This is a genomic window from Neorhizobium sp. T6_25 (assembly GCF_002968555.1).
Lineage (GTDB): Bacteria > Pseudomonadota > Alphaproteobacteria > Rhizobiales > Rhizobiaceae > Neorhizobium.
Genome location: NZ_PVBL01000001.1, coordinates 108,181 through 133,501, shown reverse-complemented (window position 1 = coordinate 133,501; position 25,321 = coordinate 108,181). Strand labels below are relative to the sequence as shown.

Annotated in this window: 24 protein-coding genes; 11 read left to right on the top strand and 13 right to left on the bottom strand. The window is 60.8% G+C overall.

What is annotated here, in order from left to right; translation table 11 throughout:
• Positions 1-912: an NAD(P)/FAD-dependent oxidoreductase gene (locus C5L10_RS00615; protein WP_105428076.1), complete on the bottom strand. Its 912-nt coding sequence runs from the start codon at positions 910-912 to the stop codon at positions 1-3.
• Positions 913-1,106: 194 nt separating this feature from the next.
• Here C5L10_RS00615 and malQ point away from each other — a divergent pair, with 194 nt between their 5' ends.
• Positions 1,107-3,002, top strand: a complete 1,896-nt coding sequence (gene malQ, locus C5L10_RS00610; protein WP_105428075.1) for a 4-alpha-glucanotransferase — start codon at positions 1,107-1,109, stop codon at positions 3,000-3,002.
• A gap of 120 nt (positions 3,003-3,122) precedes the next feature.
• Here the strand turns inward: malQ and C5L10_RS00605 are convergent, their stop codons facing one another.
• Positions 3,123-3,326, bottom strand: coding sequence for a cold-shock protein (locus tag C5L10_RS00605; RefSeq protein WP_037079265.1), 204 nt, complete (start codon positions 3,324-3,326; stop codon positions 3,123-3,125).
• Positions 3,327-3,626: 300 nt separating this feature from the next.
• On the opposite strand from C5L10_RS00605, the gene pstS reads away from it, so the two are divergent.
• The 3 genes from pstS to C5L10_RS00590 all read left to right on the top strand — a co-directional run bounded on the left by pstS (position 3,627) and on the right by C5L10_RS00590 (position 7,689).
• Positions 3,627-4,712, top strand: coding sequence for a phosphate ABC transporter substrate-binding protein PstS (pstS, locus tag C5L10_RS00600; protein WP_105428074.1), 1,086 nt, complete (start codon positions 3,627-3,629; stop codon positions 4,710-4,712).
• A gap of 100 nt (positions 4,713-4,812) precedes the next feature.
• Positions 4,813-6,546 (top strand): Na/Pi cotransporter family protein, encoded by a 1,734-nt coding sequence (locus C5L10_RS00595; RefSeq protein ID WP_105428073.1) that lies wholly within the window; start codon positions 4,813-4,815, stop codon positions 6,544-6,546.
• Between the two features lie 120 nt (positions 6,547-6,666).
• Positions 6,667-7,689 carry a DUF808 domain-containing protein gene (locus C5L10_RS00590; protein WP_105428072.1) on the top strand — a complete coding sequence of 341 codons (1,023 nt, stop codon included), beginning with the start codon at positions 6,667-6,669 and terminating at the stop codon, positions 7,687-7,689.
• Between the two features lie 58 nt (positions 7,690-7,747).
• On the opposite strand, the gene C5L10_RS00585 is transcribed toward C5L10_RS00590, so the two are convergent.
• A complete protein-coding gene (locus C5L10_RS00585) occupies positions 7,748-8,713 on the bottom strand; it encodes a magnesium and cobalt transport protein CorA (RefSeq protein ID WP_105402733.1) in 966 nt (321 codons plus the stop codon).
• 189 nt (positions 8,714-8,902) lie between these two features.
• Between C5L10_RS00585 and C5L10_RS00580 the strand changes: the two genes are divergently transcribed.
• Positions 8,903-9,205 carry a YkgJ family cysteine cluster protein gene (locus C5L10_RS00580; RefSeq protein WP_080955013.1) on the top strand — a complete coding sequence of 101 codons (303 nt, stop codon included), beginning with the start codon at positions 8,903-8,905 and terminating at the stop codon, positions 9,203-9,205.
• 124 nt (positions 9,206-9,329) lie between these two features.
• Here the strand turns inward: C5L10_RS00580 and C5L10_RS00575 are convergent, their stop codons facing one another.
• The 4 genes from C5L10_RS00575 to C5L10_RS00560 form a co-directional block, all read right to left on the bottom strand.
• Positions 9,330-9,593: a hypothetical protein gene (locus C5L10_RS00575; protein WP_105428071.1), complete on the bottom strand. Its 264-nt coding sequence runs from the start codon at positions 9,591-9,593 to the stop codon at positions 9,330-9,332.
• A 171-nt stretch (positions 9,594-9,764) separates the two neighbouring features.
• Positions 9,765-11,399 (bottom strand): chaperonin GroEL, encoded by a 1,635-nt coding sequence (groL, locus tag C5L10_RS00570; RefSeq protein ID WP_046632139.1) that lies wholly within the window; start codon positions 11,397-11,399, stop codon positions 9,765-9,767.
• Positions 11,400-11,464: 65 nt separating this feature from the next.
• On the bottom strand, positions 11,465-11,761 hold the full coding sequence (gene groES, locus C5L10_RS00565; RefSeq protein WP_037079031.1) for a co-chaperone GroES: 297 nt from the start codon (positions 11,759-11,761) through the stop codon (positions 11,465-11,467).
• 172 nt (positions 11,762-11,933) lie between these two features.
• Entirely contained in the window at positions 11,934-12,542 is a 609-nt protein-coding gene (locus C5L10_RS00560) for a J domain-containing protein (protein ID WP_105428070.1), read from the bottom strand.
• A 361-nt stretch (positions 12,543-12,903) separates the two neighbouring features.
• Between C5L10_RS00560 and C5L10_RS00555 the strand changes: the two genes are divergently transcribed.
• From C5L10_RS00555 to C5L10_RS00540, 4 genes are all read left to right on the top strand, one after another.
• Positions 12,904-13,113: a cold-shock protein gene (locus C5L10_RS00555; RefSeq protein ID WP_046632143.1), complete on the top strand. Its 210-nt coding sequence runs from the start codon at positions 12,904-12,906 to the stop codon at positions 13,111-13,113.
• Between the two features lie 125 nt (positions 13,114-13,238).
• Positions 13,239-13,463 (top strand): hypothetical protein, encoded by a 225-nt coding sequence (locus C5L10_RS00550; RefSeq protein ID WP_105402738.1) that lies wholly within the window; start codon positions 13,239-13,241, stop codon positions 13,461-13,463.
• A gap of 7 nt (positions 13,464-13,470) precedes the next feature.
• Complete coding sequence (locus tag C5L10_RS00545) at positions 13,471-14,475, top strand: sensor histidine kinase (protein WP_245447877.1); 1,005 nt, start codon at positions 13,471-13,473, stop codon at positions 14,473-14,475.
• 226 nt (positions 14,476-14,701) lie between these two features.
• The gene (locus C5L10_RS00540) at positions 14,702-14,923 is read left to right on the top strand and encodes a hypothetical protein (RefSeq protein ID WP_046605889.1); all 222 of its coding nucleotides are present in this window, start codon (positions 14,702-14,704) and stop codon (positions 14,921-14,923) included.
• Between the two features lie 99 nt (positions 14,924-15,022).
• Here C5L10_RS00540 and C5L10_RS00535 read toward each other — a convergent pair whose 3' ends face one another.
• Positions 15,023-16,369 (bottom strand): dicarboxylate/amino acid:cation symporter, encoded by a 1,347-nt coding sequence (locus tag C5L10_RS00535; protein WP_371411895.1) that lies wholly within the window; start codon positions 16,367-16,369, stop codon positions 15,023-15,025.
• Between the two features lie 222 nt (positions 16,370-16,591).
• On the opposite strand from C5L10_RS00535, the gene C5L10_RS00530 reads away from it, so the two are divergent.
• Complete coding sequence (locus C5L10_RS00530) at positions 16,592-18,445, top strand: ATP-binding protein (protein ID WP_105428337.1); 1,854 nt, start codon at positions 16,592-16,594, stop codon at positions 18,443-18,445.
• Positions 18,442-19,803, top strand: coding sequence for a sigma-54 dependent transcriptional regulator (locus C5L10_RS00525; protein WP_105428068.1), 1,362 nt, complete (start codon positions 18,442-18,444; stop codon positions 19,801-19,803). Before C5L10_RS00530 ends, C5L10_RS00525 begins: the two co-directional genes overlap by 4 nt.
• A 73-nt stretch (positions 19,804-19,876) precedes the next feature.
• Here the strand turns inward: C5L10_RS00525 and C5L10_RS00520 are convergent, their stop codons facing one another.
• Genes C5L10_RS00520 through C5L10_RS00500 form a run of 5 tightly spaced genes read right to left on the bottom strand, consistent with a single transcriptional unit; the run spans position 19,877 to position 25,218 of the window.
• A complete protein-coding gene (locus C5L10_RS00520; protein ID WP_105428067.1) occupies positions 19,877-20,854 on the bottom strand; it encodes an ABC transporter ATP-binding protein in 978 nt (325 codons plus the stop codon).
• Positions 20,851-21,822 carry an ABC transporter ATP-binding protein gene (locus tag C5L10_RS00515; protein WP_105428066.1) on the bottom strand — a complete coding sequence of 324 codons (972 nt, stop codon included), beginning with the start codon at positions 21,820-21,822 and terminating at the stop codon, positions 20,851-20,853. Before C5L10_RS00515 ends, C5L10_RS00520 begins: the two co-directional genes overlap by 4 nt.
• Positions 21,822-22,739 (bottom strand): ABC transporter permease, encoded by a 918-nt coding sequence (locus C5L10_RS00510; RefSeq protein ID WP_105428065.1) that lies wholly within the window; start codon positions 22,737-22,739, stop codon positions 21,822-21,824. The genes C5L10_RS00515 and C5L10_RS00510 overlap by 1 nt, the downstream gene beginning before the upstream one ends.
• Entirely contained in the window at positions 22,736-23,656 is a 921-nt protein-coding gene (locus C5L10_RS00505) for an ABC transporter permease (RefSeq protein WP_041364102.1), read from the bottom strand. Before C5L10_RS00505 ends, C5L10_RS00510 begins: the two co-directional genes overlap by 4 nt.
• Before the next feature lie 41 nt (positions 23,657-23,697).
• Positions 23,698-25,218 carry an ABC transporter substrate-binding protein gene (locus C5L10_RS00500; protein ID WP_105428064.1) on the bottom strand — a complete coding sequence of 507 codons (1,521 nt, stop codon included), beginning with the start codon at positions 25,216-25,218 and terminating at the stop codon, positions 23,698-23,700.
• Positions 25,219-25,321: the final 103 nt, after the last annotated feature.

Sequence of the window (25,321 nt, the reverse complement as noted above, 5' to 3'; positions counted from 1 at the left end):
TCAGAAACGCAGTATCGGATTTTGGCCCGACAGATCGTTCCGGATAGCTGTCGCAGCGACGGAAGCCTGACCCATGGCATGACTGATCTGGTCCAGGCCCGGCACGACGTCGCCGGCTGCGTAGAGGCCGCTTACGGTGGTTCGCTGATGGCGGTCCACTTCCACACACCCTTCTTCGGTACAGTCCGCCCCAAGCGACCTTGCAAGGCGCGAGCGCACCTCGGTGCCCAATGCCGGATAGATAGTCGAATAGCTCAGCGCTCCGGCCGGGACTTCGACAGTGATTGCGTCGGCGTGTAGAGCAAAGCCTGTAACGGGCCCGGTCACTATCTCGATGCCGTGCCGCATCAGGGGCTCCGTCTGGTCTTCCGACAGGTTATGACGACCATCAAGCGAGATCAGGGAAACATCCGCGGTATAGCTCCGGAGAAATAGCGCCTCCCTGAAACCGTGCTCGCCGGTTCCGATAACCCCGACGGCCTGATCCGTGACCTCAAACCCATCGCAAACGGGGCAATAACGAATGAGGCCTTTGGCTAAGGCCTCATCGTGGATCTGAACGGGCATAGGTGGCCTGTGATTGACGACGCCTGTTGCCAGAAGCACCGTCTTGGCCTGGATGACGTGGCTTTTGCTTGAGACGACAAAGCCGTCTGTGCCCTTCTCCAAAGCGACGACTTCCGCCAAGCGAAACTCCGCGCCAAAGCGCGTAGCCTGACTTCGCATCCGTTCGACCAGCTCGTATCCAGATATACCCTCCGGGTAACCGGCGTGGTTGCGGGTCATCGGGATCGTGACCGCTCGTCCGCGCCGATCATCCAGCACGATCACCTTGAGATGGAAACGGGCAAGATAAATGGCGGCGGTTAGCCCCGCCGGACCGCCACCGATGACCGCGCAATCATAAAACATCAAAGGCGCTCATGCACTCACGCATCGGCGTTTTCCAGTTCTGCGGCGCGGGTCATCCCGTTATTCGCTCGCCCGCCGGAACACTTGGCCGCCGTGATAGTTCCATGGCTCTTGCTTCGTGATCTGCACGAGAGCGGGGAGAAAGGGATCGCGATGCATCAGATCGATGGATCATTTCGTTGGAAGTCGGTTCGATGAGAAGAGGCGGATCGAAGGCCCCGAATGAACAGGATGAGCTCGCGAACCAATACGGGGTGGAGGCGAGACGGCCCTCGCCAAACGGCGAGGAGGTGCCTGTCTCGGAAGTCGGCCGGCACAAAATACTGGCGGCATTGAAGGCGCTTCCGCCTGCCCAGACCCGGCAGCTCGCTTCCAACCTCCCGAAGTGCTTCCTTCCGGATTTCGCAAGCACCGATCGCGTCTGGGGATTGTCGTGCCAGCTTTACGAACTGAGGTCGGGACGGAACTGGGGTATCGGCGATTTCACCGATCTCCGGTCGGTCATCGGTCTGGCAAAGGCCTGGGGAGCCGACTTTATCGGCCTCAATCCTCTCCACGCCCCTTTCCTTGCCGCACCCGACCGATGCAGCCCCTACGAGCCTTCCAACCGCCAGTTCCTCAATCCGCTCTATATCGCCATCGACAGGGTCGAGGGTTTTACCGCCTCCCGGCAGGTGCAGGACGAGATCGAGCAATTACGGCTCCTGCCCTTGGTGGATTACCCACGGGTGGCGCGCATGAAGCTCGACGTGCTGCGGAAAATCTGGCGGAGTTCGCGAGAACCGCGAAGGGAAGAGAGCGGCGCCGACGGCGAATTCTCCGAGTTCCGTCGCGGTGGCGGCGACGATCTTCGCCTTCACGCGCTGTTCGAAGCCATTTCCGAGGCCCAGGTCGTTTCGGGCGGAGAGGCGGGCTGGCACGGGTGGCCGGAACAATACCGTGATCCGAAAAGCACGGCCGTCTCGCGCTTCGAAGAAGAACACGCCGATGAGGTCGAGTTTCATATATGGCTTCAATGGCTGGCGCATCGGCAGCTCTCGGAGGCTGCCGATCACGCGCGGCAATTGGGGATGCGTATAGGACTATACCTCGATGTCGCGGTTGGCGAAGCTCTCGACGGCTCCGGGACCTGGAGCAATCGCGAGATTTATGTCCAGGGAGCGAGCATCGGTAGCCCGCCGGACCCGATGGCCGCCGGCGGGCAGGACTGGCGGCTGGCGGCGTTTCACCCGTCGGCGATTGCCGAAGGCGAGCCATCACCGTTCGAAAAGTTGATGTCTGCGGTCATGCGATATGCCGGCGCTGTCCGTATCGATCATGCCGCCGCCCTGCGCCGGCTATTTCTGGTCCCCGCCGAGAATGGACCCGACCAGGGAGCCTATGTCAGTTACCCTCAGCGGTCGTTGATCGCCACGCTGGCGGCGCTGTCTAAGAGATACCGCTGCGTGGTGATCGGAGAGGACCTCGGTAACCTGCCGAAGGGCCTGCAAGCCCAATTGGCAGCGGCGAATATCCTCTCCTATCGGATAATATCCTACGAGCAGACCAAGAGTGGGTTTAAGCTGCCGGAGGATTATCCGTCCCTCGCGCTTGCCTGTGTGTCGACCCATGATCACCAGACATTTGCCGGATGGTGGAAGGCGGCAGACGTCGAGATGCGCATCAGCCACGGCCTCGTTTCCGGCGACGCTGGCCGCCAGCAGATCAGGGACCGGAAGAGGGAGCGGCGACAGGTTCTGCGGGCATTCAAGACGGCCGGTCTCCCTGTCACCGCAATGAGCGAAGCGACGGCACGCGAGAATGACATTGCGGCACTGGCTGTCATGGCGCACCGCTTCATCGCGAAGACGCCTTCGTTGCTGGTGGCAGCCCGATTGGCTGATGTGACGGACGAAAAACAGCCCACCAACGTGCCAGGGACCAGTGACACTTACCCGAACTGGAAACCCAAACTAGCGATGACCATCGAGGAACTTGCGGGGCTGGCCGACAGCCATCCCATCATCGCCGCGGTTGGCGAGGAACGTCGTTCTACATGCCCCGGTCGACCCGATCAGGGAGAAACGCGGGCGCAATCGAACCGAAGATGAGGGGAAGGCATTCACGACAAACGGTGGGAGAGGCCGGCGGCTGTCAATTGATGCGCCGGCATCTCACTGGCTTCGCCTTTTCAGCTCGCCCCGTTTTTTAGTCTAAACGCGCATTGCCGATTAAAGGGCGCTGACGTTTTCGGCTTTTGACTTTCCGGTCTTGCGGTCCTGGCCTAGCTCATAGCTTACCTTTTGTCCCTCTCTCAAAGATCCGCCTCGTTCCAGTGCAGAGACATGCACAAACACATCCGCTCCACCATTCTCGGGCGTGATGAAGCCAAACCCTTTGTCTTCGTTGAAAAATTTGACAGTACCGGTAGGCATGAAGGCTCCTGATTTTTTGCACGGCCGTTGCCGCAAGCGGGAGCCTATAGCGCATTCTTCCCGCTTTCAAGGCGTGAGCGCCCTCGTTGTTAAGTAGAGTGGCTTTGCTGGGCGCTTCGCGGCTAGGCCGAGCTTGTCGGATGTAAGCCGTCATCAGGATGTTAACAAAGGTAAATACCTAAATCCCCGGAATATCTGTTCAGATGGTGCAGAGGGCGGGGCAACTCGCTGCGGAATAACTATGTCCGGCCGTCTGGCCATTCGGTCGGATACAGATAACGGCCATGAGGGAAATAACCGATGGAACGTTTCCTCCGACAGATGCGGGGACTGAGTGCGGCCACCGCCCATCTTTGCGGGCTCATCGCCCTCGCTCTGGTGTTTTGCCCGACAGTGGTCACGGCCGATCCGATCCGAGGGGCTGGATCGACCTTTGCTGCGCCAATCATCGCCAGATGGGCCGAGAACTACGAGAAGGCGCGCATGGACGACGGCGATTTCAGCTCGCCGGACTGGGCCGTCGACTACGAGCTGGTGGGCTCCCTGGCGGGTCTGATGCGCCTCGACCAGCCGGAGCTCGACTTTGCTGCATCAGATGTGCCCGTTTCGCATGAGGAACTGGCAAAGCATGATCGTCAGCAGTTTCCGATCGTGCTCGGCAGCGTGGCTGTCGCCGTCAATCTCGACGGGGTCGAAAAAATCGGGATCAACCTTACCGGACCTGTTCTTGCCGACATATATTTGGGAAAGATCAGGTCCTGGGCCGATCCTGCGATCAAGGCCGTAAACCCCAATATCGCGCTCCCCGACTTGGCGATTAGCGCCGTCACGCGCAAGGACGGCTCGGGTACCACCTTCATCTTCACGGAGTATCTGTCGTCCGCCAGCCCGGAGTGGAAGGCGACCCATGGTGCAGATACCCTGATCAATTGGCCCGTCGGAGCCTCCGTGGAGGGCACCCAGGATCTCATACGCGCCGTGCAGGCGACCAAAGGCGCCATCGCTTATGCCGATTTCGGCCAGGTGAAACGGGCAAATCTTCCCTACGCGGCGATCGGTAACAAGGCGGGTAAGTTCGTCGAGCCGGGGCCGGAAGGTGTGCGCGCCGCTGCAAGCGCGGCCTCCTGGGATGACGCGAAAGATTTCGCAGTGTCGTTGACCGACCAGCCGGCGGAGGGCGCCTATCCGATCGTCGGGGCGACCTTCGCAGTCGTTTCCAGGAAGATAGGACCGCACAGGTTCGGGCGGGTTCAAGACTTCTTCCGCCTCGCATTCGAAAACGGTGGCAAGGACGCCGAGGCGCTGGGCTACGTGCCCGTGACGCCGCAAATGGTCAGCCAGATCGTCAAGTACTGGCTGAAGAAGGACACTGCCGCCAGCCAGTAGGCTGGTGCTTTCGTAGCCAGGTTTTTCACTCCGGGCTCCGGCCGGTTGCGAAAGGCCTCATTGGATCGTGCCGCCACGGCGTCAAAAGGGGTTAGGCGTTATGAATATTGATATCTTTAAGGATATCCTGGTTCCCGTCATCGGCGGCCTCGGTATTTTCATGCTTGGTCTCGAGTTCATGTCGAACGGCATCCAGGCACTCTCCGTCAACAAGATGCGGGCGTTCCTCGCCAAGGCTGCGGGTACGCCGATCAAGGGCGTAATTGCTGGTACGGTCATCACCGGCGTCATCCAATCCTCCACGGCCATGACCGTCATGGTCGTCGGCCTGGTCAACGCGGGCGTCGTCGGCCTGCGGCCGGCCATCAGCGTCATCATGGGTGCCAACATCGGCACGACCCTTGGAAACGGCCTGATCGCCCTGCCGCTTGGTCCCCTCGGTCTGATCTTCGCCGGCACGTTCTCGCTGGTCTATTGTTTTGCCAAGAGCGAGAAGGTGCGCAACATCGCACTGGCCTGCATGGGTTTCGCGCTGATCTTTTATGGCCTCAATCTGATGACGGGAGGCCTTCGCCCGCTGCGCAACATACCCGAGGTCATGGCCGTTCTGTCGACGTTGACGGCGGACTCCTATTATAACCTGATCAAATGCGTGCTGATCGCCGCCGGCGTCACCGCGATGATCCATTCCTCGTCCGCGACGATCGGCATCGTCATGGGTCTCGGCGCGGCCGGTGTCCTCGATTGGACGACGGCGGTTGCCTTCTCGCTGGGTGCCGATCTGGGAACCACGATCACCTCGTGGATCGCCTCCCTCAATCTTTCGAAGAATGCCAAACGCGCCGCCTACGCCCATATGTCCTTCAACATTATCGGCGTCTGCATCACCGTGCCGTTGTTCTTCGTCTCGATCGACGTGCTGGCATGGGCGATGCAATGGTTCGGTGGCGATCCGGGTGTCGCCGTCGTGATCGAGGGCAAGGAAACGTTTCCGCTGGTTCCCGTGGCCGTCGGTCTCTACTCCACGTTCTTCAACGTCTTCAACACGGCGCTGCTGTTTCCCTTCGTCGGCGTGTTCGACCGGGTCCTGTCGCGGATCGGGCGCACGGATTCCGAGGATGCGGAGGATTATTCGACACCGAAATTTCTCGACCGCAAGCTTGCCGGCAACTTTGCCCTTGCGGTTCCGGCCGTGCAGAAGGAAACCGCTCGGCATCTTCAGGCCGGCGCCATGTTTCTGGACATCGCCCGTTCCGCCAAGTCGGCACCCTCCGATCCGGGTGAACACTATCTCGCCACCGATATCCTCAGCCGCGATATTCGCGACTATACAGCGTCGCTGATGAAAGAAGACTTGCCCTACGAGCAGCTCGATCTCGTAGCAAGCCTGATCGAGGAGGCGGATTTTACCGCGGCCCTGACGGAATCGATGCATCAGGTGGCCCGGCGGGTAAGGCGTGAAAAGTTTAGCAGCCAGGCCCAGGCGATCGTCGATGTCGCGTTGAACAAGCTGGGCACTGCCCTACAGGAAATCATGCCCGATCACGGCGTCGCCCGCCCGGATATGCCGGCCGGCCATGTCAGCCTTCCCGAAGTCGAGGAACTGCGTACCCGCACGCTGGCACTCGGGCCCAATGCCGGCGCTGCGGAACGCGGCACCATCCTTGCACTGCTCGGTTCGATCGAACGGGCGCAGATCCTAATCCACCGGATCGATGCGGAGCGCAAGTCTGTGAACCGGCAAAGAATCCTGTCGCGCGTGCCGCGCCAGCGCGACGAACAGGCTCGACCCGTCAGCAACGAGGGCGGGTTCAGTCCAATGCCTGCTGAGTAACGGACATTGCCGTTAAGATCCGCACGTGGCATCTTCGCGATAGAAGATGCCACGTCCTCGCGTTAAGGGATGACGGCTACCCGTTGCCGCTGCGCAATCTCTTAACCCACGGAGGCTCGAATGAGCGTTGGCTTGATCGCCCTTCTTGACGATGTCGCGGCCTTGGCGAAAGTGGCTGCCGCCTCGCTCGACGATATCGCCGGACAGGCGGCCAAGGCCGGTGCGAAAGCGGCAGGCGTCGTCATCGACGATGCGGCGGTCACGCCCCGCTACGTCACCGGATTTTCGGCCGAACGCGAATTGCCGATCATCGGCAAGATCGCGCTCGGTTCGCTGAAGAACAAGCTTCTGATCCTGCTTCCCGCCGCGCTCGTCTTAAGCCTGGCGGCACCCCAGGCCATCACGCCGCTGCTGATGATCGGTGGACTCTACCTCTGTTACGAGGGTGTGGAGAAAATCTACGAAATGCTGCTGCCGCATGCCGCACACACGCACGAAACAGCCCTTGAAACGGCAAGTCTCGGCGCCCAGTCGCTCGAAGACGAGAAGGTTGCCGGCGCGATCAAGACGGACTTCATCCTGTCGGCCGAAATCATGGCCATTACGCTCGCGGCGGTGCCGTCAGGTAGCGTCATCACGCAGGCCTTTATCCTTGCGGCCGTCGGATTGAGCATAACGGCCATGGTTTATGGTGGCGTGGGGTTGATTGTGAAGGCCGACGATCTGGGCGTGATGATGGCGCGTGCACAGACGGCGCCTCCGATAGGGTCGCTCGTGCGCGGCATCGGAAGAGGGCTTGTCACCGGCATGCCTTATTTCCTGAAAATGCTGGGTATCGTGGGAACGGCCGCGATGATTTGGGTCGGCGCCGGCATCATCGTTCACGGGCTGGAGGCTTATGGTCTCGGTGGTCTTGCGCATCTGATCCATGATGCCGGGGAGGTGACCGCGCATGCGATCCCCGTTCTGCCCTCCGTGCTGCGCTGGATCGTCGAAGCGGCAGGAGCGGGCATCGTCGGTATTGTCCTCGGCTTTGTCACGATCCCGGTCGCAAGCTACGTCATCTCGCCGACCTGGCGATATTTCAAATCACTCCTGCCGCGTCGCCGGCGCAAGCAGGCATTGGCGGACGAGAAGAAATGAGGCTGGGTCCATCGGCAGCAATGATCGATGGGCGGATGGCGGGGCATCGTTGAAGGCGTCAGATCCAGCGAGCGCGCTTGAACCGAATGAAAAGCGCGATGCACATGACGGCGATAACTGCCAAAACGACAAAATAGCCGTAGCTGGTTTTCAGCTCCGGCATATTGTCGAAATTCATGCCGTATATGCCGGCGATCGCTGTCGGAACGGCGAGAATGGCGGCCCATGCCGCCAGTTGCCGCGTGATTGTGCCTTGTCTTTGCTGTTCCAGCAGATTGCTCGCCTCGAAAACCGACGTGATCACGTCACGCAAGCTTGCGACCATCGTTTCGACGCGGTGCATGTGCTGCAGTGCGTCCCGGAAATAGGGCTTGGCTTCCCTGTCAAGCGACGGCAAATCGAGGTGATAGAGTTTTCCGCAAAGGTCGAGCATTGCGTCCAGCACCCGCTGGAACAGGATGATTTCCCGCCGCAGCTTGAAAATGCGCTTGATCTGGTTGCGGTCCAGAAACGCATCGAGCATCTTTCTTTCCATGTCGAGCACGGAATCCTCGATCGTGCGCACAATGGGAAGATAGCCGTCGATAATGAAATCGAGAATGGCGTGCAGGATGTAGTCGGTACCATGGCACAATGTCTGCGGCGATGTTTCCAGCCTGCCGCGCAGCTCTTGATGTCCGCGCTCCGAGCCATTGCGGACCGTTATGATATAGCGCTTGCCGACGAAAATCGCTGTTTCACCATAGGTGATATGGTCGGCTTCCAGCTGCGCCGTCTTCGCGATGACGAACAACTGATCGTCATAGACGCTGAGCTTCGGCATCTGCAGCGGACTGAGCGCGTCGGCGATCGAGAGTTCGTGAAGGCCAAAACGGCTTTGCAGCATCAAAAGGTCGTCGCGGGTGGGCTTGTGCAGCCCGATCCACACGAACTCGTTGTCCATTGCGGGGATCGCCGCCTCGTCGAACGGCACGGCTTCAACTCGCCGGCCGTCGCGATAGAGAAAAGATGCGGCGACGCTCATGCAGCCTCCTGGATTACCATGATCATGCGGCGCCCTTACGGGCATGCCTTGCGATGTGATACCCGCAATCTCACGACCCTTTTGTGACTATGCGACGCCGACCGCCAGGTTTACTGGATCGTGGTCGGGGATCATCACGTGTGGCGCACCTTTGTGGAGTTTCGGTCGGCACCGTGATATGAGACGGCTATGACCTTATCGAACGATTTTGATTGCCAGTCATGCGGTGCGTGCTGTTCGTTTTCCGCCGATTGGCCACGATTCTCCATGGAAAGCGAAGCCGCCCTCGATCTGTTGCCGGCACGTTTCGTCGCCGCGGACGAAGGAGGAATGCGTTGTGAAGGATCCCGCTGTTCCGCATTGTCAGGGCAGGTCGGTGTCGGCACATCCTGCATGGTCTACGATATCAGGCCTGACGTTTGTCGCGAATGCCTTCCGGGAGACGATGCCTGCTTGATGGCGCGTGACGCTTTCGCATTGAATTCCGCCTAGAGTTCGCCGACATTTCTATCCCGTCCCCGGCGATCGGATGCAGGTTTTCATCGCCATCTCAGGTTTCTCGCCGGCCAATTTCCCGAGGCGTAGGGATACGGATCGCTCATGGACCGCCAAAAGGCTACATCTGCGACATGTCATCCAGCAGGTTTTGAGCCAGTTCGCTGATGGCGGTTTCCGCTTCTTCCAGGCTCCAGCCGACGTTCTCGGCGCGTTTTGCAAGGCCGGCCAACACGGGCGGCAGATTGCCGCCGGCCGTCGCCACGATATCGTCCGGCGTCAGTCCCTTTGCAAGCTGAAGAAAGACTTGCTCCAGGGCTTCCTGGCAACCGATATCCCTGTCCGGATAGGGTTCGGAACTGCGCGGCCTGTTCAATACAACCATTTCACCCTCATCTTATGGTGCAGCCTGAACGGTTGGCAGATAACTGCGGCCCAGACCGCGTCCGCCGCCACCAGGGCTGCCGATCGATTTCCTGCATATACGAACGAAGGGCCCCGATCGATCGGAGCCCTTCATAGCAGAAGACGTGATCGAGTTCCCGATGGGAACCGTTTACATCATGCCGCCCATACCGCCCATGTCAGGCATGCCGCCGCCGGCAGCATCCTTCTTGGGCAGGTCGGCAATCATGGCTTCCGTCGTCACCAGCAGGCCGGCAACCGAAGCCGCGTTCTGCAGAGCCGTGCGAACGACCTTGACCGGATCGACGATGCCCATGGTGATCATGTCGCCGAATTCGCCGGTCTGAGCGTTATAACCGAAGTTGTCGGTATCGCTTTCCAGGATCTTGCCGACCACGATCGAGCCTTCGCTACCGGCATTTTCGGCAATCTGGCGAACCAGGGACTGCAAGGCCTTGCGGATGATGCTGATCCCGGCATTCTGATCGTCATTCTCGCCCTTGATGTCGAGAACGATCGAGGCGCGAAGCAGCGCTGTGCCGCCGCCAGGCACGATGCCTTCTTCGACTGCTGCACGCGTCGCGTTGAGAGCGTCGTCGATACGGTCCTTCTTTTCCTTGACTTCGATTTCCGTCGAGCCGCCGACGCGGATCACGGCAACGCCGCCGGCCAGCTTGGCCAGACGTTCCTGCAGCTTTTCGCGGTCGTAATCCGAGGTGGTTTCCTCGATCTGAGCCTTGATCTGGCCGATGCGTCCGTCAATATCCGCCTTGGTGCCCGCACCGTCGACGACGGTGGTGTTCTCCTTGGTGATCGAGACCTTCTTGGCGCGGCCGAGCATCTCGAGCGTGACGTTCTCGAGCTTGATGCCGAGGTCTTCGGAGATGACAGTGCCGCCGGTCAGGATCGCCAGATCCTCCAGCATGGCCTTGCGGCGGTCGCCGAAGCCCGGAGCCTTGACGGCAGCGATCTTGAGGCCGCCACGCAGCTTGTTGACGACGAGCGTCGCAAGAGCTTCGCCTTCGACGTCCTCGGAAATGATCAGCAGCGGCTTGCCGCTCTGGACGACGGCTTCCAGGATAGGAAGCATGGCCTGCAGGTTGGAGAGTTTCTTTTCGTGCAGCAGCACGTAGGCATCTTCCAGCTCAGCCACCATTTTTTCGGCATTGGTGACGAAGTAGGGCGACAGGTAACCGCGGTCGAACTGCATGCCTTCGACGACTTCGAGTTCGGTTTCGGCGGTCTTGGCTTCTTCAACCGTGATGACGCCTTCGTTGCCGACCTTCTGCATCGCGTCGGCGATATACTGGCCGATTTCCTTCTCGCCATTGGCCGAGATGGTGCCGACCTGGGCAATCTCTTCCGATGTGTTGATCTTCTTGGCCTTGGCAAGCAGGTCTTTCACGACGGCGGTAACGGCGAGGTCGATGCCGCGCTTCAGGTCCATCGGGTTCATGCCGGCTGCAACGGCCTTGCCGCCCTCGCGAACGATAGCCTGGGCAAGAACGGTCGCGGTCGTGGTGCCGTCGCCGGCGATGTCGTTGGTCTTCGACGCGACTTCGCGGACCATCTGGGCGCCCATGTTCTCGAACTTGTCGTCAAGTTCGATTTCCTTGGCGACGGTGACGCCGTCCTTGGTGATCCGCGGTGCGCCGTACGATTTGTCGATCACGACGTTGCGGCCCTTCGGACCGAGCGTCACCTTCACTGCGTCGGCAAGAATATCGACGCCGCGCAGCAGCTTTTCGCGTGCATCACGGCCGAATTTGATCTGTTTGGCAGACATGGAAAAACTCCCGGGCCGTTGGCCCCATGGTCTTCGTCAAAAGGAAATAAGGAAGCGGCCGAAGATCAGGCGATGACGCCCATGACGTCTGCTTCCTTCATGATCAACAGGTCTTCGCCATTGAACTTGATCTCGGTGCCGGACCACTTGCCGAACAGGATGCGATCGCCTGCCTTGACATCGAGGGGAACGATCTTGCCGCTCTCGTCGCGGGTGCCGGTGCCGACGGCGACGATCTCGCCTTCCTGCGGCTTTTCCTTGGCGGTGTCGGGAATGATGATGCCGCCCTTGGTTTTGGCTTCAGCCTCGATACGACGCACGACGACGCGGTCGTGCAACGGCCGAAAATTGGTATTGTTCATTTTGGGTTCCTTAGCGAGAGCGCAGCCCAATGGCGGGTTCCCGATCGGATATCCTTAGCACTCTTATGCTGAGAGTGCTAGCACCATTCGTGCCTCCGCGGCGACGCTGGCTCTCTTCGCCTGAGGATGGGCGGCCGACATCGAGGACCGCCAGCGGGTCACTGCCGCACGTCTAGCAGAAGCCATTGAGCTTGAGGATCTTATGGGCGTCGATCGACGCCTGAAGCTGATCCTCCGAGTTGCGCTCGCCGTGGTTCGCATCCGGATGATGCATCTTGAGCCTTTGCTTATAGCGGCTTCTGATCTCCTCCGGCGTTGCATCCGGCGAAAGGCCAAGCGTCTCGAAAGCCTTGGCTTCCAGCACCTTGAGCTTGCGTCGCTGAAGATCCACGTTTGCGGCCTGGCGTTGTGCAGCGCTTTTGCGTGCGTTCGTCGCCTTTGCGGAACCGGAGCGGGCCATGGAGGGGAGCGGCATCTCCGAGGCTTTTTTGATGCCGGTGCCCCAGGTCGGGCGGCTGCCGCTTGCCGCTTCCCTCTGATAGCGCGCGATCAAAGGGTCGGAGAGATTTGGCGCAAAGTTATAACCTTTGCTGTATTCCTTTACGTGCTCAGGACAGAACAGCAGATAAAGCCCTTCGGCATCCCGCCCGACAGGTGCGCGATGAGTGCCACCCTTTTCGCATCCGTCCCATTGGCATTTCGGATGGTTGGGTTCGTGGTGCGGAGCCGGTTTTTTGCGGATCGACCGTAGGCCGACAAATATCTTTGAATCAGACGTCATCGCGCCTTATATGGCGGTACTGCGTCAGCAGGCAAGGATTATGGACGGGTCAACCGCAGACCAGTCCGTTGTGCCACAGTTCCGCTCTCAGCCGAACGGGCCGAGGTCACCCGTGAGAGCCTTTTCGCTAAGTTGCTGGGCTAGGAATGCAAATCCACCGGGACCTCAAAACTAAAAGTTGACATATGGGCGGGTAACCTCTATTTACGGTTTATCGATCTTTTGCTTGCTGAACTTTGGTTACCGCGCGATTGGCACCGCGCCTGACGAACTTCCCTTTCAAAATCAATCGCTATCACCATCCGCAGGGCTTTCGCTCTGGGGTCAGTCACTCAATCTTGCTTTGAAAGGGTTCATCATCATGACCACAGGCACAGTTAAATGGTTCAATTCCACCAAGGGCTTCGGCTTTATCCAGCCTGACAATGGCGGCGCTGATGCGTTCGTACACATTTCTGCCGTCGAGCGCGCCGGAATGCGGGAAATCGTCGAGGGCCAGAAAATCGGCTACGAACTCGAGCGCGACGCAAAGTCCGGCAAGATGTCGGCTTGCAACCTGCAGGCTGCCTAACCAAAAGCGGCTTCCGCTTTGACCACGGATGTACTGGCACCGCTGGAAGCTGATTTTTTAAGGCCGGGCATTATGTCCGGCCTTTTTGGTTTTCGATCCTGCATAGTTTGCAAACAGGAGCAATCATGACGCACAGCAAGACCCGGCAGCAGGCCGAGATGGCCTTCGACCAGGTTCAATCGCAGTTCTTCGCGCGCGACCACGCGGTCGAAGAGCTGGATTATGTCGCGCAGGTACGGGAGGCGAAGACGCTGCGTCTTCGTGAAGCCCGCCTTGCCAGGGAGGAGCGTGATCGGAATGCAGCGCTCGCCATCGCTCTCGCGAAGCGCGCGAAACAGAGGCAGGTGTAGCAACGCCGTGACCGAGAGCCGCCCCGCCGGACATCCCGAATGGGGACTGGAGCAATTGCGCGGCGCGATCCATGCGGCGGGCGTGGCCCTATGGTCCTGGAACGTGGACACTGACCGTTTCGTAATGGACGGTCACGGCTTTACTCTCTGGAACGTCACACACGATGTTACCCTGACTTTCGAGCACCTGTCCGAGAAAATACACCCCGCCGACAGGGATCGGGTGAGGGCGGCTTTTGTCGCGACACGCGCCGTGATCGGCCCTTACGAGATCGACTTCCGCATCCTCGTCGGATCGGACGTGCGATGGGTATCGGCACGGGGACAGGGCAGTGATGCGGGCATCAAGAACCGGGCGATGACGGGGATCTTTCTGGACGTTACGGGGCGCAAGCAGGCCGAAGAAAGCCATGAACTCCTTGCGGGCGAAATGAGCCACCGCGTCAAAAACCTGCTTGCCATCGCGTCGGGTCTCACTCTGATTACCTCACGATCCTCTGCGTCCATCGAAGACATGACGAAGCAGCTGACCAACCGGCTGACCGCACTCGGACGGGCGCACGATCTTGTTCGGCCGCTGCCGAGTGGCCAAGGCGACGCCGCACTTCTCGGAGACATCTTTACCGTTTTACTCGCTCCCTATGATGACGACGGAGCATTTGCCGGAAGAATCAGAGTAGCCGTTCCGCGTCTCGGCGTCGGCGAGGCGGCGGCGACGGGTCTGGCGCTCGTCGTCCACGAACTGGCAACCAACGCCTTGAAGTATGGCGCACTATCGGTGCCGGAAGGCACGCTCGATGTATCGGGGACGATGGTTGGCAATGACGTCGAAATTCGCTGGACGGAAAGAGGGGGGCCTGAAGTCAGCGCCCCTGAGGGGCCTGGTGGATATGGAAGCGAGCTTCTCCGCCGCACGCTGGCTGGTCGTCTTGGCGGCAGCCTTGAGCACGTATGGTCGGCGGAAGGACTGCTTGTCACCCTGCGCATTGATGGCGTTCGACTGTCGCTCTAGCCTTCAATGAACGAACACGCCTGCACTCCAGCGTCGGTGCCTTCAATATTTGACCTTTTTCATTGATGAGCTGCGGAAACGGGGCGATTTGGCCGGCTGTTCAGAATATCTAACCAGCTGATGATCCTTCGCCCGTTTCTTTCGGGCAGCTTGAATACTATGCTGATGGATGCTGGCCATCATCGCGGAGGCGATATAGAAGCCATTCAGCAACAGGCAGATCGCGATGGATGACTCGATCAAGATAGACAACCGCGGCGATTTCGGGCTCTGGGCCATCGAGGTGGCCAAGCAGATCGTCAGCGAACAGGGTTTCGACCTGGCCAACGCTTCGCGGAGCGGCACGGAGGACGAGCTACGCGTCGCCGGCAATGCGCTGGGGCAGGCGATCACCAATGCACTCATCGAGGTGTATGATGGTCTGCTCGAAGGCGTGCCTGAAGAGTAGAGCCCGCTTATTCCGAGGCAAAAGCACGTGTGTTCTACGGAAACGGGAAAGGCCGCCGGCTGGTCGGCGACCTTTCTTCGGCTGCGATAGAGCAGGCGATTATTCGGCAGGCTGGCCCGACGGAATCAATACCGCGTTTTCGCCGTCGCCGCCGCCTGCCATGGCGGCTGAAAACTGCGTCTGGTCCAGCTCGTTTTCCCAGCGCGCGACAACGACGGTCGCGACCGCATTGCCGATCAGGTTCGTGAGCGCCCGGCATTCCGACATGAAGCGATCGATGCCGAGGATCAGCGCCATGCCGGCGACGGGCACGGATGGAACGACCGAAAGGGTCGCCGCCAGGGTGATGAAGCCGGCGCCGGTAATGCCCGCGGCTCCTTTCGAGCTCAGCATCGCGACCAGCAGCAGCAGGACCTGGTCGCCGAGCGTGATCGGCGTGTCGGTTGCCTGGGCGATGAAGAGCGCGGCAAGCGTCATATAGATGTTCGTGCCGTCGAGATTGAAGGAATAGCCGGTCGGAATAACCAGACCGACCACCGAGCGCGTGCAGCCGGCGCGTTCCATCTTTGCCATCAGGCCGGGCAAGGCCGCTTCCGACGAGGAAGTGCCAAGCACAAGCAGCAGTTCTTCCTTGATGTAGCGGATAAGCGAGATGATCGAGAAGCCGTTGTATCGGGCGACGGCGCCGAGGACGACCAGGACGAAAAGGAGCGCGGTGAGATAAAAAGTGCCGATCAGCATGGCGAGGTTGGCAATTGAACCGATGCCGTATTTGCCGATCGTAAAAGCCATGGCGCCGAAAGCGCCGATCGGGGCAGCCTTCATCAGGATGGTCACCAGACGGAAGATCGGCGCGGTCAATGCCTGCAGGAAATCGAGAACCGGACGGCCGCGTTCGCCGACCATGCCAAGGGCTATGCCGAACAGAACCGAGAAGAACAACACCTGCAGGATATCACCCTGTGCGAAGGCGCCGACGATCGTATCCGGGATGATGTTCATCAGAAAGCCGGTGATCGTGGCGTCATGGGCCTTCGCCGTGTAAGTCGCCACCGCCTTGGCGTCGAGCGTGGCCGGATCTATGTGCATGCCGGCGCCGGGTTGGACGATATTCGAGACGAGGAGGCCAACGGCGAGCGCAAGCGTCGAAAAGGCCAGGAAGTAGATCATCGCCTTGCCCGCGACACGCCCGACCTTCTGCAGGTCGGCCATGCCGGCGATACCGGTTGCCACCGTCAGGAAGATCACCGGCGCGATGATCATCTTCACCAGCTTGATGAAGGCATCGCCGAGCGGCTTCAGCGAAGCGCCGACATCCGGGTAGAAATGACCGAGCAGGATGCCGGCGGCAATTGCCCCGAGAACCTGAAAATAAAGGTGGCGGTAGAAAGGAAGTTTGTCGTGCGTTGGCACGTCGGAGATCGTTGCGTTCATCATGTCCTCCATGGCGCCCCAACCAATTGGCCTCCCGGGGCAGTGGCGTTACGGTTGCTGCAGGTGTGCTGCTGGCTTTGCTGGAGCAACATGCGTGCCAGAGAGGCGGCTGATGCCTAACCCATTGATATTCCATGTTCAGACTGAGCGACGGGAGTGGGTCCTGAAAACCTGACGTGCGGATTTCCGCCATTGACCTTTGCTTTTTATGCGGATTTATGCACACATCCGGCGATGCTTGAGCAGCGCCGTCGAGAGAAATCGGTCAAGGATCCCGCCTTCGCGTGGACACCATGGCCTGTCTTTGCCTTCGCAGCTGCCGCAATCCTGATATCCGCTCTTTATGCCGCCGGTCTTTACGGCCGCGGTTCCGCAATCGGGGCGCTCCTCGACCAGGGCCGCGCCGATGCCAATCTCAAGGTTGCGCTGCTGCGTGCGGTGCTGGAAAGACCGCGAGCGCTTCCCCTGCTTCTGGCCGAGGATCAACAGGTGGTCGGCGCGCTGGCGTCGAGAAACACACAGACCGTCGGTGCCCTGGACCGAAAATTGGAAAGGCTCGTGGCCGGCACCCATGCCTCCGTTCTCTACGTCACGGGCAGGGATGGCATTGCGGTCGCATCCAGCAACTGGCGCGAACCCTTGAGTTTCGTCGGCAACGACTATTCCTTCCGGGAATATTTCCAACGGGCGATGGAGAACGGAACGGCAGAGCACTTCGCCCTGGGCAGCGTCAGCAAGCGACCTGGCCTGTACATCTCCCGGCGCGCCGAAAATCAGGCCGGTGCGCTCGGCGTCGTTGTGGTGAAGATGGAATTCGATCAGCTCGAAGGCGATTGGCACGACGCCAATCGTCCCGTCTATGTCACCGACGCCGATGGTGTCGTCCTGATCACTAGCATTCCGTCCTGGCGTTTCATGGCCGCCGCGCCGCTGCCTGCGAACCGGCTGGGTGCCATCCGCAAAAGCCTGCAATTCGGCAATGCGCCATTGGCGCCTCTTCCGATCGTGCGGCAGGAACCGCTTTCGGAGGAGGCGTCGATCGTTTCGGCGGTTTTGCCGGGAACGAGCACGGGAGAATATCTTCGCCTTCTGACGCCGGTCCCTTCGACATCGTGGCGGCTTGAATATCTCGTGCCGACCGAGCCTTCCGTCGCCGCTGCGGTCCGCGAAGCGCGGCTGGTTGCACTTGCGGTGCTCGTTCCGATCCTGGCACTGATCGCATTCCTTTTGAGGCGGCGGCAGATGATCACCATTCGCATCGCCGCGGAGAAAAACCTGCGCGTGGAACTGGAGCGCCGTGTCGCGGAAAGGACCGTGGATTTAAGCCGCGCGAGGGACCTCCTGCAGGAAGAGATCGCCGACCATCGCAGCACCGAGTCGAAACTGCAGGTCGTGCAGCAGGAGCTCGTGCAGGCAAATCGCCTTGCGATCCTTGGTCAGGTTGCGGCCGGGGTTGCCCATGAAATCAACCAGCCGGTCGCGACGATCCGGGCCTATGCCGACAATGCACGTGTCTTCCTGCAACGGAACCGGAAGGAATCGGCGGAGGAAAATCTCGGCGAGATCGCCGCCCTCACCGAGCGGATCGGCATGATCACCGAGGAACTCAAGGCCTTCGGACGCAAGGGGCGAACGCCGCCCGAAGCCGTCGATCTGCGGGGCGCTATTGAAGGCGCGGTCGTTCTTTTGAGGAGCCGCTTTGCCGGGAGGCTTGATATACTCCGGATCGATCTGCCCCCACCCGGCCTTGCCGTCACCGGCAATCGCGTCCGCCTCGAACAGGTGCTGATCAATCTGTTCCAGAATGCCTTGGAAGCGCTGGAGGGCAGAACCGAGGCAAGTGTGAATGTCTCCGTAGAGACGTTTGCGGATGAGATCGTGATCCGGGTCTCCGACAATGGTCCCGGTATCGATCCATCGGTTAGAAGTTCGCTCTTTTCGCCCTTCAACACGTCCAAGGAAAGAGGCCTGGGCCTCGGTCTGGTCATCTCGAAGGATATCGTCACGGACTATGGCGGTCGCATCGAGGTCGAAAGCGGCGAAACCGGCACGACTTTTATTGTCTATCTGCGCAAGGCGGTATCATGAGCAATCCAACACCTGTCGTTCTGGTTGACGACGATGCCGACCTTCTCAAGGCTACCGCCCAGACGATCGAGCTTGCGGGCTTTGCGGTCTCCCGATTTTCGAGGGCGTCCGACGCGCTCGTCCGGATCGACGATGGTTTCGCTGGCGTCGTCGTTTCCGACATCCGCATGCCCGAGATCGACGGGCTGCAGCTCTTCGACCGCGTCCGCAAGCTCGATCCGGACCTTCCCGTCATCCTGATGACCGGCCATGGTGACATACCGATGGCCGTCAAGGCGATGCAGGATGGGGCCTACGACTTCATCACCAAACCTTTCGCCGCGGACCGTCTGGTGCAGGCTATTCGCCGGGCTGCCGAAAAACGGCGGCTGATACTGGAGAATAGAACGCTCCGCGAAGTGGCCGAACAGGCACGCGACGACCTGCCGCTCATTGGTCAGACCGCGGCCATGGAGCGGCTGCGGAGAACGCTCCGCCAGATCGCCGATACCGACGTCGACGTTCTGGTGACCGGAGAGACCGGCAGCGGCAAGGAGGTCGTCGCCAATCTGATCCATCGATGGAGCCGGCGGTCGAAGGGCAGTTTCGTCGCGCTCAATTGCGGCGCGCTTCCCGAAACCATCATCGAAAGCGAATTGTTCGGCCACGAGCCCGGCGCCTTTACCGGCGCGCAGAAAAAGCGTGTCGGCAGGATCGAATATTCGAGCGGCGGCACCCTCTTCCTCGACGAAATCGAAAGCATGCCCCCCGCCACGCAGATCCATATGCTGCGCGTCCTGGAAGCGCGTGAAGTAGCGCCTCTCGGCACCAATGAGACACGGCCGATCGACCTGAGGGTCGTGGCGGCTGCCAAGGTCGATCTTGGCGATCCCTCGCAACGCGGCGCGTTTCGCGAAGACCTCTATTACCGCCTCAACGTCGTCACCATCTCCATTCCGCCGCTGCGTGAACGGCGCGACGACATCCTTCTTCTCTTCGGCTTCTTTTGCGAACGGGCCGCCAAGCGGTTCAACCGCCAAACGCCAGCCCTGTCATCTTCTACCCGCCATCACCTCGAAACCCATCATTGGCCCGGCAACGTTCGCGAACTGTCTCACTTTGCAGAGCGTTTCGTCCTCGGGCTTGCAGGGGAGGACGACGGGGCGTTGGTGCCATCGGAGACGGCCACCCTGACGCTACCCCAGCGTCTCAACCGGCATGAAGCGGAAATCCTCCGGGAGACGCTGGCCAGCAACGCAGGCGATGTCCGCCGTACGATCGAGGCGCTCGGAATTCCGCGAAAAACCTTTTACGACAAGCTCCAACGGCACGGGATCGACCGTGCCTCCTTCGACCAGGGTGTCAAGCCGGCCCGATAGACCTCCAGGCCGCAAGCAGCCTATGTCGGCCCGCATGCGATACCGAGGCGGAAAGCCACATCAGCCGCCATCGTCAGCGTCCGGTTTCGGCATCTGCATGGTGGCAGGCGGTCAGCAATCCCGGGGCAGCGGTTCTTGCCGTCAGCCCGGGCTCCTGTTCCGCGCAGATCGAAGTGGCCTTCCAGCAACGCGTCCGAAATCGGCATCCGCTCGGCGGATTGGCAGGGCTTGGAAGATCGCCTTGCAGGACGATGCGCGTGCGATGACCGCGAAGCCTTGGGTCCGGCGTCGGAACGGCCGACATCAGGGCCTGCGTATAGGGATGTGCCGGTGCGCTGAAGATCGATTGCTTCGGCCCGGTCTCGATGATCTTGCCGAGATACATGACCATCACACGATCCGAGACGTGACGCACCACGGCAAGGTCGTGAGCGACGAAAAGCATCGCCAGATTGCGCTCGCGCCTCAGCTTGGCGAGCAGATTGACGACCTGTGCCTGAACCGAGACGTCGAGGGCGGAGACCGGTTCGTCGCAGACGAGGAGTGTCGGGTTGAGTGTCAGGGCGCGCGCGATTCCAAGCCGCTGCCGCTGGCCGCCTGAAAATTCCGAAGGATAGCGGTCCGCATGTTCCGCACGCAGCCCAACGGATTCAAGCAGCTTGACCGTCTCTTCCCGCCAGCGGGCCTTCGGCACGGCGCCCGGATGCAGCGCCCATGGTTCGCAGATCAGCCGGTCAACCCGCATGCGCGGATTAAGCGACTGGTAGGGGTCCTGGAAGACGACCTGCATCTTGCGGCGCAATTCGTGCAGCTCCCTTCCGCTCGCTTTGGTGATTTCCACGCCATCGAGAACGGCGCTGCCGCTGGTCGCCGGCCCCAGCTTCAGGAGCGTCCTGACCAGGGAAGTCTTGCCGCAGCCGCTTTCGCCGACAAGGCCGAGCGTCTCTCCGCGGGCGATCTCGAAGCTGACGTCATCGACTGCGCGCACCGGCGTCGCGCCGCTGCCGAAGTGCCGAGAAAGGTTTTCGACTTTGAGAAGAGGCTGGTTCATGCTGGCGATACCGGGAAATGGCAGGCGGCCTGGCGGCCCGGCCCCACGGTTTCAAGGGGAGGGATTACCTCGGCGCAGAGCCCTTCGGCGCGCGGACAGCGCGTCCTGAACGCGCAGCCTGAAGGAAGGGCGACGGGATTGGGCGCCGAACCGGGAATCGGCACCAGTTCGTCGTCATCGGTATCCAGGCGCGGCTGCGAGGCGAGCAGGCCGACGCTGTAGGGATGTCGCGCATCTTCGAAAAGTTCGAAGACATTTGCGGTCTCGACGATCCGGCCGGCATACATGACGGCCACGCGGTCCGCGAGTTCGGCGACCACACCGAGGTCGTGGGTGATGAAGATCATTCCGGCATCGCTGCGTTTACGGATTGTCGCCAGAAGATCAATCACCTGCGCCTGGATCGTGACGTCGAGCGCCGTCGTCGGCTCGTCGGCGATGATGACATCCGGTTCGAGTGCTACGGCCATGGCGATCATGATGCGCTGGCGCATGCCACCGGAAAATTCATGCGGATATTGCCGCGCCCGACGTTCAGGATCGGGAATGCCGATTGCGGTCAGGAGGTCGATCACGGCCTTCTCGACGCCGCCTTCGGGGTTGCGGCCGTGGATGTGGTACATCTCCGCGATCTGCCAGCCGACGGGATAGACGGGATTGAGCGCCGCAAGCGCATCCTGAAAGATGAGGGCGATCCGGCTGCCGCACAGATCCCGCCGCTCGTTGCGCGAAAGCTGCAGCAATTCCGCCCCGTCGAACCGGATCGACCCCCGGTCGATCGCGCCCGGAGGATTGGGAACGAGGTCCATGATGGCAGACGCAGTCACGGACTTGCCGGAGCCGCTTTCGCCAAGAAGTGCCAGGACTTCACCGCGCTCCAGCGAAAAGGAGACGCCATTGAGTGCGAATATGCGGCCGGACGCCGTATCGAAACTGACTTGCAGGTCCTTGACTTCGAGAAGAGCCATCAGCGTCTCCGGCTCACAAGACGCCAGTGCTGCGACGGATCGTTGACGATCCGGAACCAGTTGGCGAGCAGGTTGAAGGACATGGTGGTGAGCATGACGGCGAGACCGGGGAAAAAGCCGAGCCACCAGGCGGACGACAGATAGCCCTGGCCCTGGGCGACCATCAGACCCCAGCTTACCGAAGGCGGCTGGATGCCGAGACCGAGATAGCTCAGGCCGGATTCGAACAACATGACCATGGCAAGATTGACCGAGGCGAGCGTCAGCATGGTGGGTGCGACGCTGGGGAGAATGTGGGTGCGCAGGATCCAGGTCGGTCCCCCGCCGAAGACGCGCGCCGCATCGACGAAAAGTCGTTCGCGGACCTCGAGCGTTTCGGCTCTTGCGACGCGGATATAGGCTGGCATGCGGGTGACGGCGAGCACGATCACCAGGTTGCTGACGCTCGGACCGAACAGATAGAGGCCGAAGAGTGCCACCAGCAGGGTCGGGAAACCGAGGATGATATCGCAGATCCGCATGATGACGTTTCCGACGATGCCGCCGAAATAACCGGCGATCACGCCCAGCAGCGTTCCGCCGATCAGGCTTGTCAGCACGGTCACCACGGCGATACCGATCGTCGTCGAAGCCGCCTGGATGAGGCGGACGAGCAGCGGCCGTCCGAGTGCGTCGGCACCCAGCCACAAGGTCCAGGACTGGCCGAAGTCGAACGGTGGCAGGTTGCGCGCCTTCAGCGAAATGCGGTTGTCGCCCAGGAGCGACAGGGAATCGGTGAAGATGGCCAGCACGACGATCAGCAGCCAGATCGCCGCGGCGACGGCCATCGGGTCACCCGCGAGCGCACGCAGGAGCCAGAGGATGCGGCGGCTGCGGCGCTCGCGGGCCGGGAGGAATTCGGCGGACGTGTCGGTCATTCGACCCTCACGCGCGGATCGATCGAGGCATAGAGCATGTCGACCAGGATATTGATGACGAAGATCACGACCGCGACGGCAAAGATCGATGCCTGAACGATCGCGAAATCGCGTTTCAGAATGCCGTCGATCAGGAGTTTGCCGATGCCGGGAAAGCCGAAGACCACCTCGACGACGCCGCCACCGCCGGCGAACTGGGCGGCAAGGTCGCCGGTCACCGTGACTGCGGGAAGGAGAGCATTGCGAAGCGCGTGCACGAAGGTGACCCGTCCATCACGCGCGCCCTTGGCCCGTGCGGTGCGGACGAATGTCGCATTCAGCGCTTCAATCATCGAGCCGCGGACGATCTGCACCAGAGTTCCGAAAGGCCGGGCAAAGAGGCAGGCGACGGGCAGCACCCAGTAGATCGGTCCGCCGAAGCCTGATGTCGGCAGAATGCGGAAGGTGACCGCAAACAGAAGCACGCCCATCAGGCCGAGCCAGAAATCCGGCACGCTTGCGGCTGCCTGCGACAGGACATTGACGCCCCGGTCGATCCAGCCACCGGCATTGACGGCAGCAATGGATCCCATGACGATCGCGGCGGTGAAGGCCAGCGCCAAGGCGATGGCGCCAAGCGCCAGCGTGTTCGGCAGCGCCTCCAGCACCACGTCCATGGCCGGGCGATTGTGCCAGAGAGACATTCCAAAATCGAGGCTGAGAATATCCCAAGCCCAATCGAAGAACTGGGCCAGGAGCGAGCGATCGAGCCCGAGACGGATGCGCATGGCTTCGCGCGCCGCATCCGAGGCGTCGACAGGAAGGTAGAGATTAACGGGATCGCCCGTCAATCTCACGAGGAAGAAAGCGGATGTCATCAGCGCCGCAAGCGCGAGCGCTGCGAAGGCCGCACGTTTCAGGAAATAGGTGAAGGACATCCGCTCTCCTCAAGCGACATACAAGCCGTCGGCCGGGCAGATCAGCGGTAGCTGATCGACTTCAGCTTGATCTCGTTGCCGGCCTGCACATCAGGCGTATAGTTCACGTTGTTGGCGACACGGGCGATCGTGACCATGTGAAAGAGCGGTGCGATGTTGACCGCATCGACGGCGATGTACTTGAACGCCTGTTGGAACAGCCTCTTGCGCTCCTCGCCGGTTGCCTTCGAGCCATCGGCGATCAGCTTGTCGAGGCCAGCGTCCGTGATGGTCGACTGGTTGCCGTCGGTGGTAAAGCGGTTCGGCAGCGTGAACACGGCATCGCCCTCGGCATTGTCGATCTGCGTCTGCAGGATGGAGGGCTGGCGATCCTTGCTCCACGGCTTCAGCAGCCGCTTCAGCCACGGGCTTGTCTCGAGCATTTCAAGCCGGGCGTTGAAACCGGCATCTGCCAGCATGGCCTGGATGGCCTCCAGGCTTTCGGACGAGTTCGGATAGATGCCGATGCGCCCGTAGATGACGATCTCCTTGTCGACCGGCACGCCATCGGCCTTGGCGGCTGCAAGCAGGGACCTCGCCTTTTCCGGATCGTAGGTCCAAACGGGAATGTCCGGATTGAAGCCGAAGACCGACGGCGGCACCACCTGCATCGCCTTTTGAGCGTCCTTGTGGAAGATCGTTCCGATGAGACCATCCCTGTCGATCGCGAGGTTCAGTGCTTCGCGAACGCGCTTGTCGTTGAGGGGCGCGATCTGCGCATCGATCCTCAACAGCGAAGTCTCGGCGTTCGGGAAAGCATGATCCTGTCCGGTCGTGCCGTCCTGGGGTGCGATTTCATAGGCGATCTGCGCTTCGCCGGTATCGACCATCGCGGCGCGCACCGCGGACTCTGCGCGCCAGATGATCGTCGCGTTGGGAATTGCCGGCTTGTCGCCCCAATAGCCTTCATAGGCCGCCAGACCGACGGACTGGCCGGGCGTCCACGCGACCAGCTTATAAGGTCCGGTTCCGGCCGGCGTGCGCGTCTTGGTGCCCCCCGGGGTTGCCGGCGAACCGATATCCAGGGCGGACATCTTGTTCGGGAGGATCGGCTCGACGACGTCCGTTTTTATGAGGAGGGTGGTCGGGTTCACGGCTTCTGCATTGAGTTTGAGGCCCTTCAGCGTGGCAAGTCCCACTTCGCATGCGAGCGCCGGATCCTGGGCGCGCTTCAGAGCCGCGATAACCGCATTGGCATCGAACGCCTTGCCGTCATGGAAGGTCACGCCTTGGCGCAGCTTGAACTCCCAGGTCAGGCTATCGACCTGCCGCCAGCTGGTGGCGAGGCTTGGGCCGACAGAACCATCCTTGGGGCTGAGATTGACGAGCGCCTCGGTGATGTTGTTGTGCAGAATGCGTGAATTGCCCGAAAGGTCCGTGTCGCAGGGGTCGAGCGATTTCGGCTCATCCGTCACCACGACCGTTAGTTTGTCCGAGGCCGCGCGAGCGGGAATTGCGGCGCTTGCCGCCAGCGACATTGCAAGCCCCATGCTCAACGCATGGATACCCATGATCTTTTTCATAAAAGCCCTCCTCCAAATCCAATCGAACCGCATACGGCGCTTCGGTGATCTCTTCCTCAAAGTCATCCGGGTCCGCGGGGACAGCCCGCGCTCAAATGGCTTT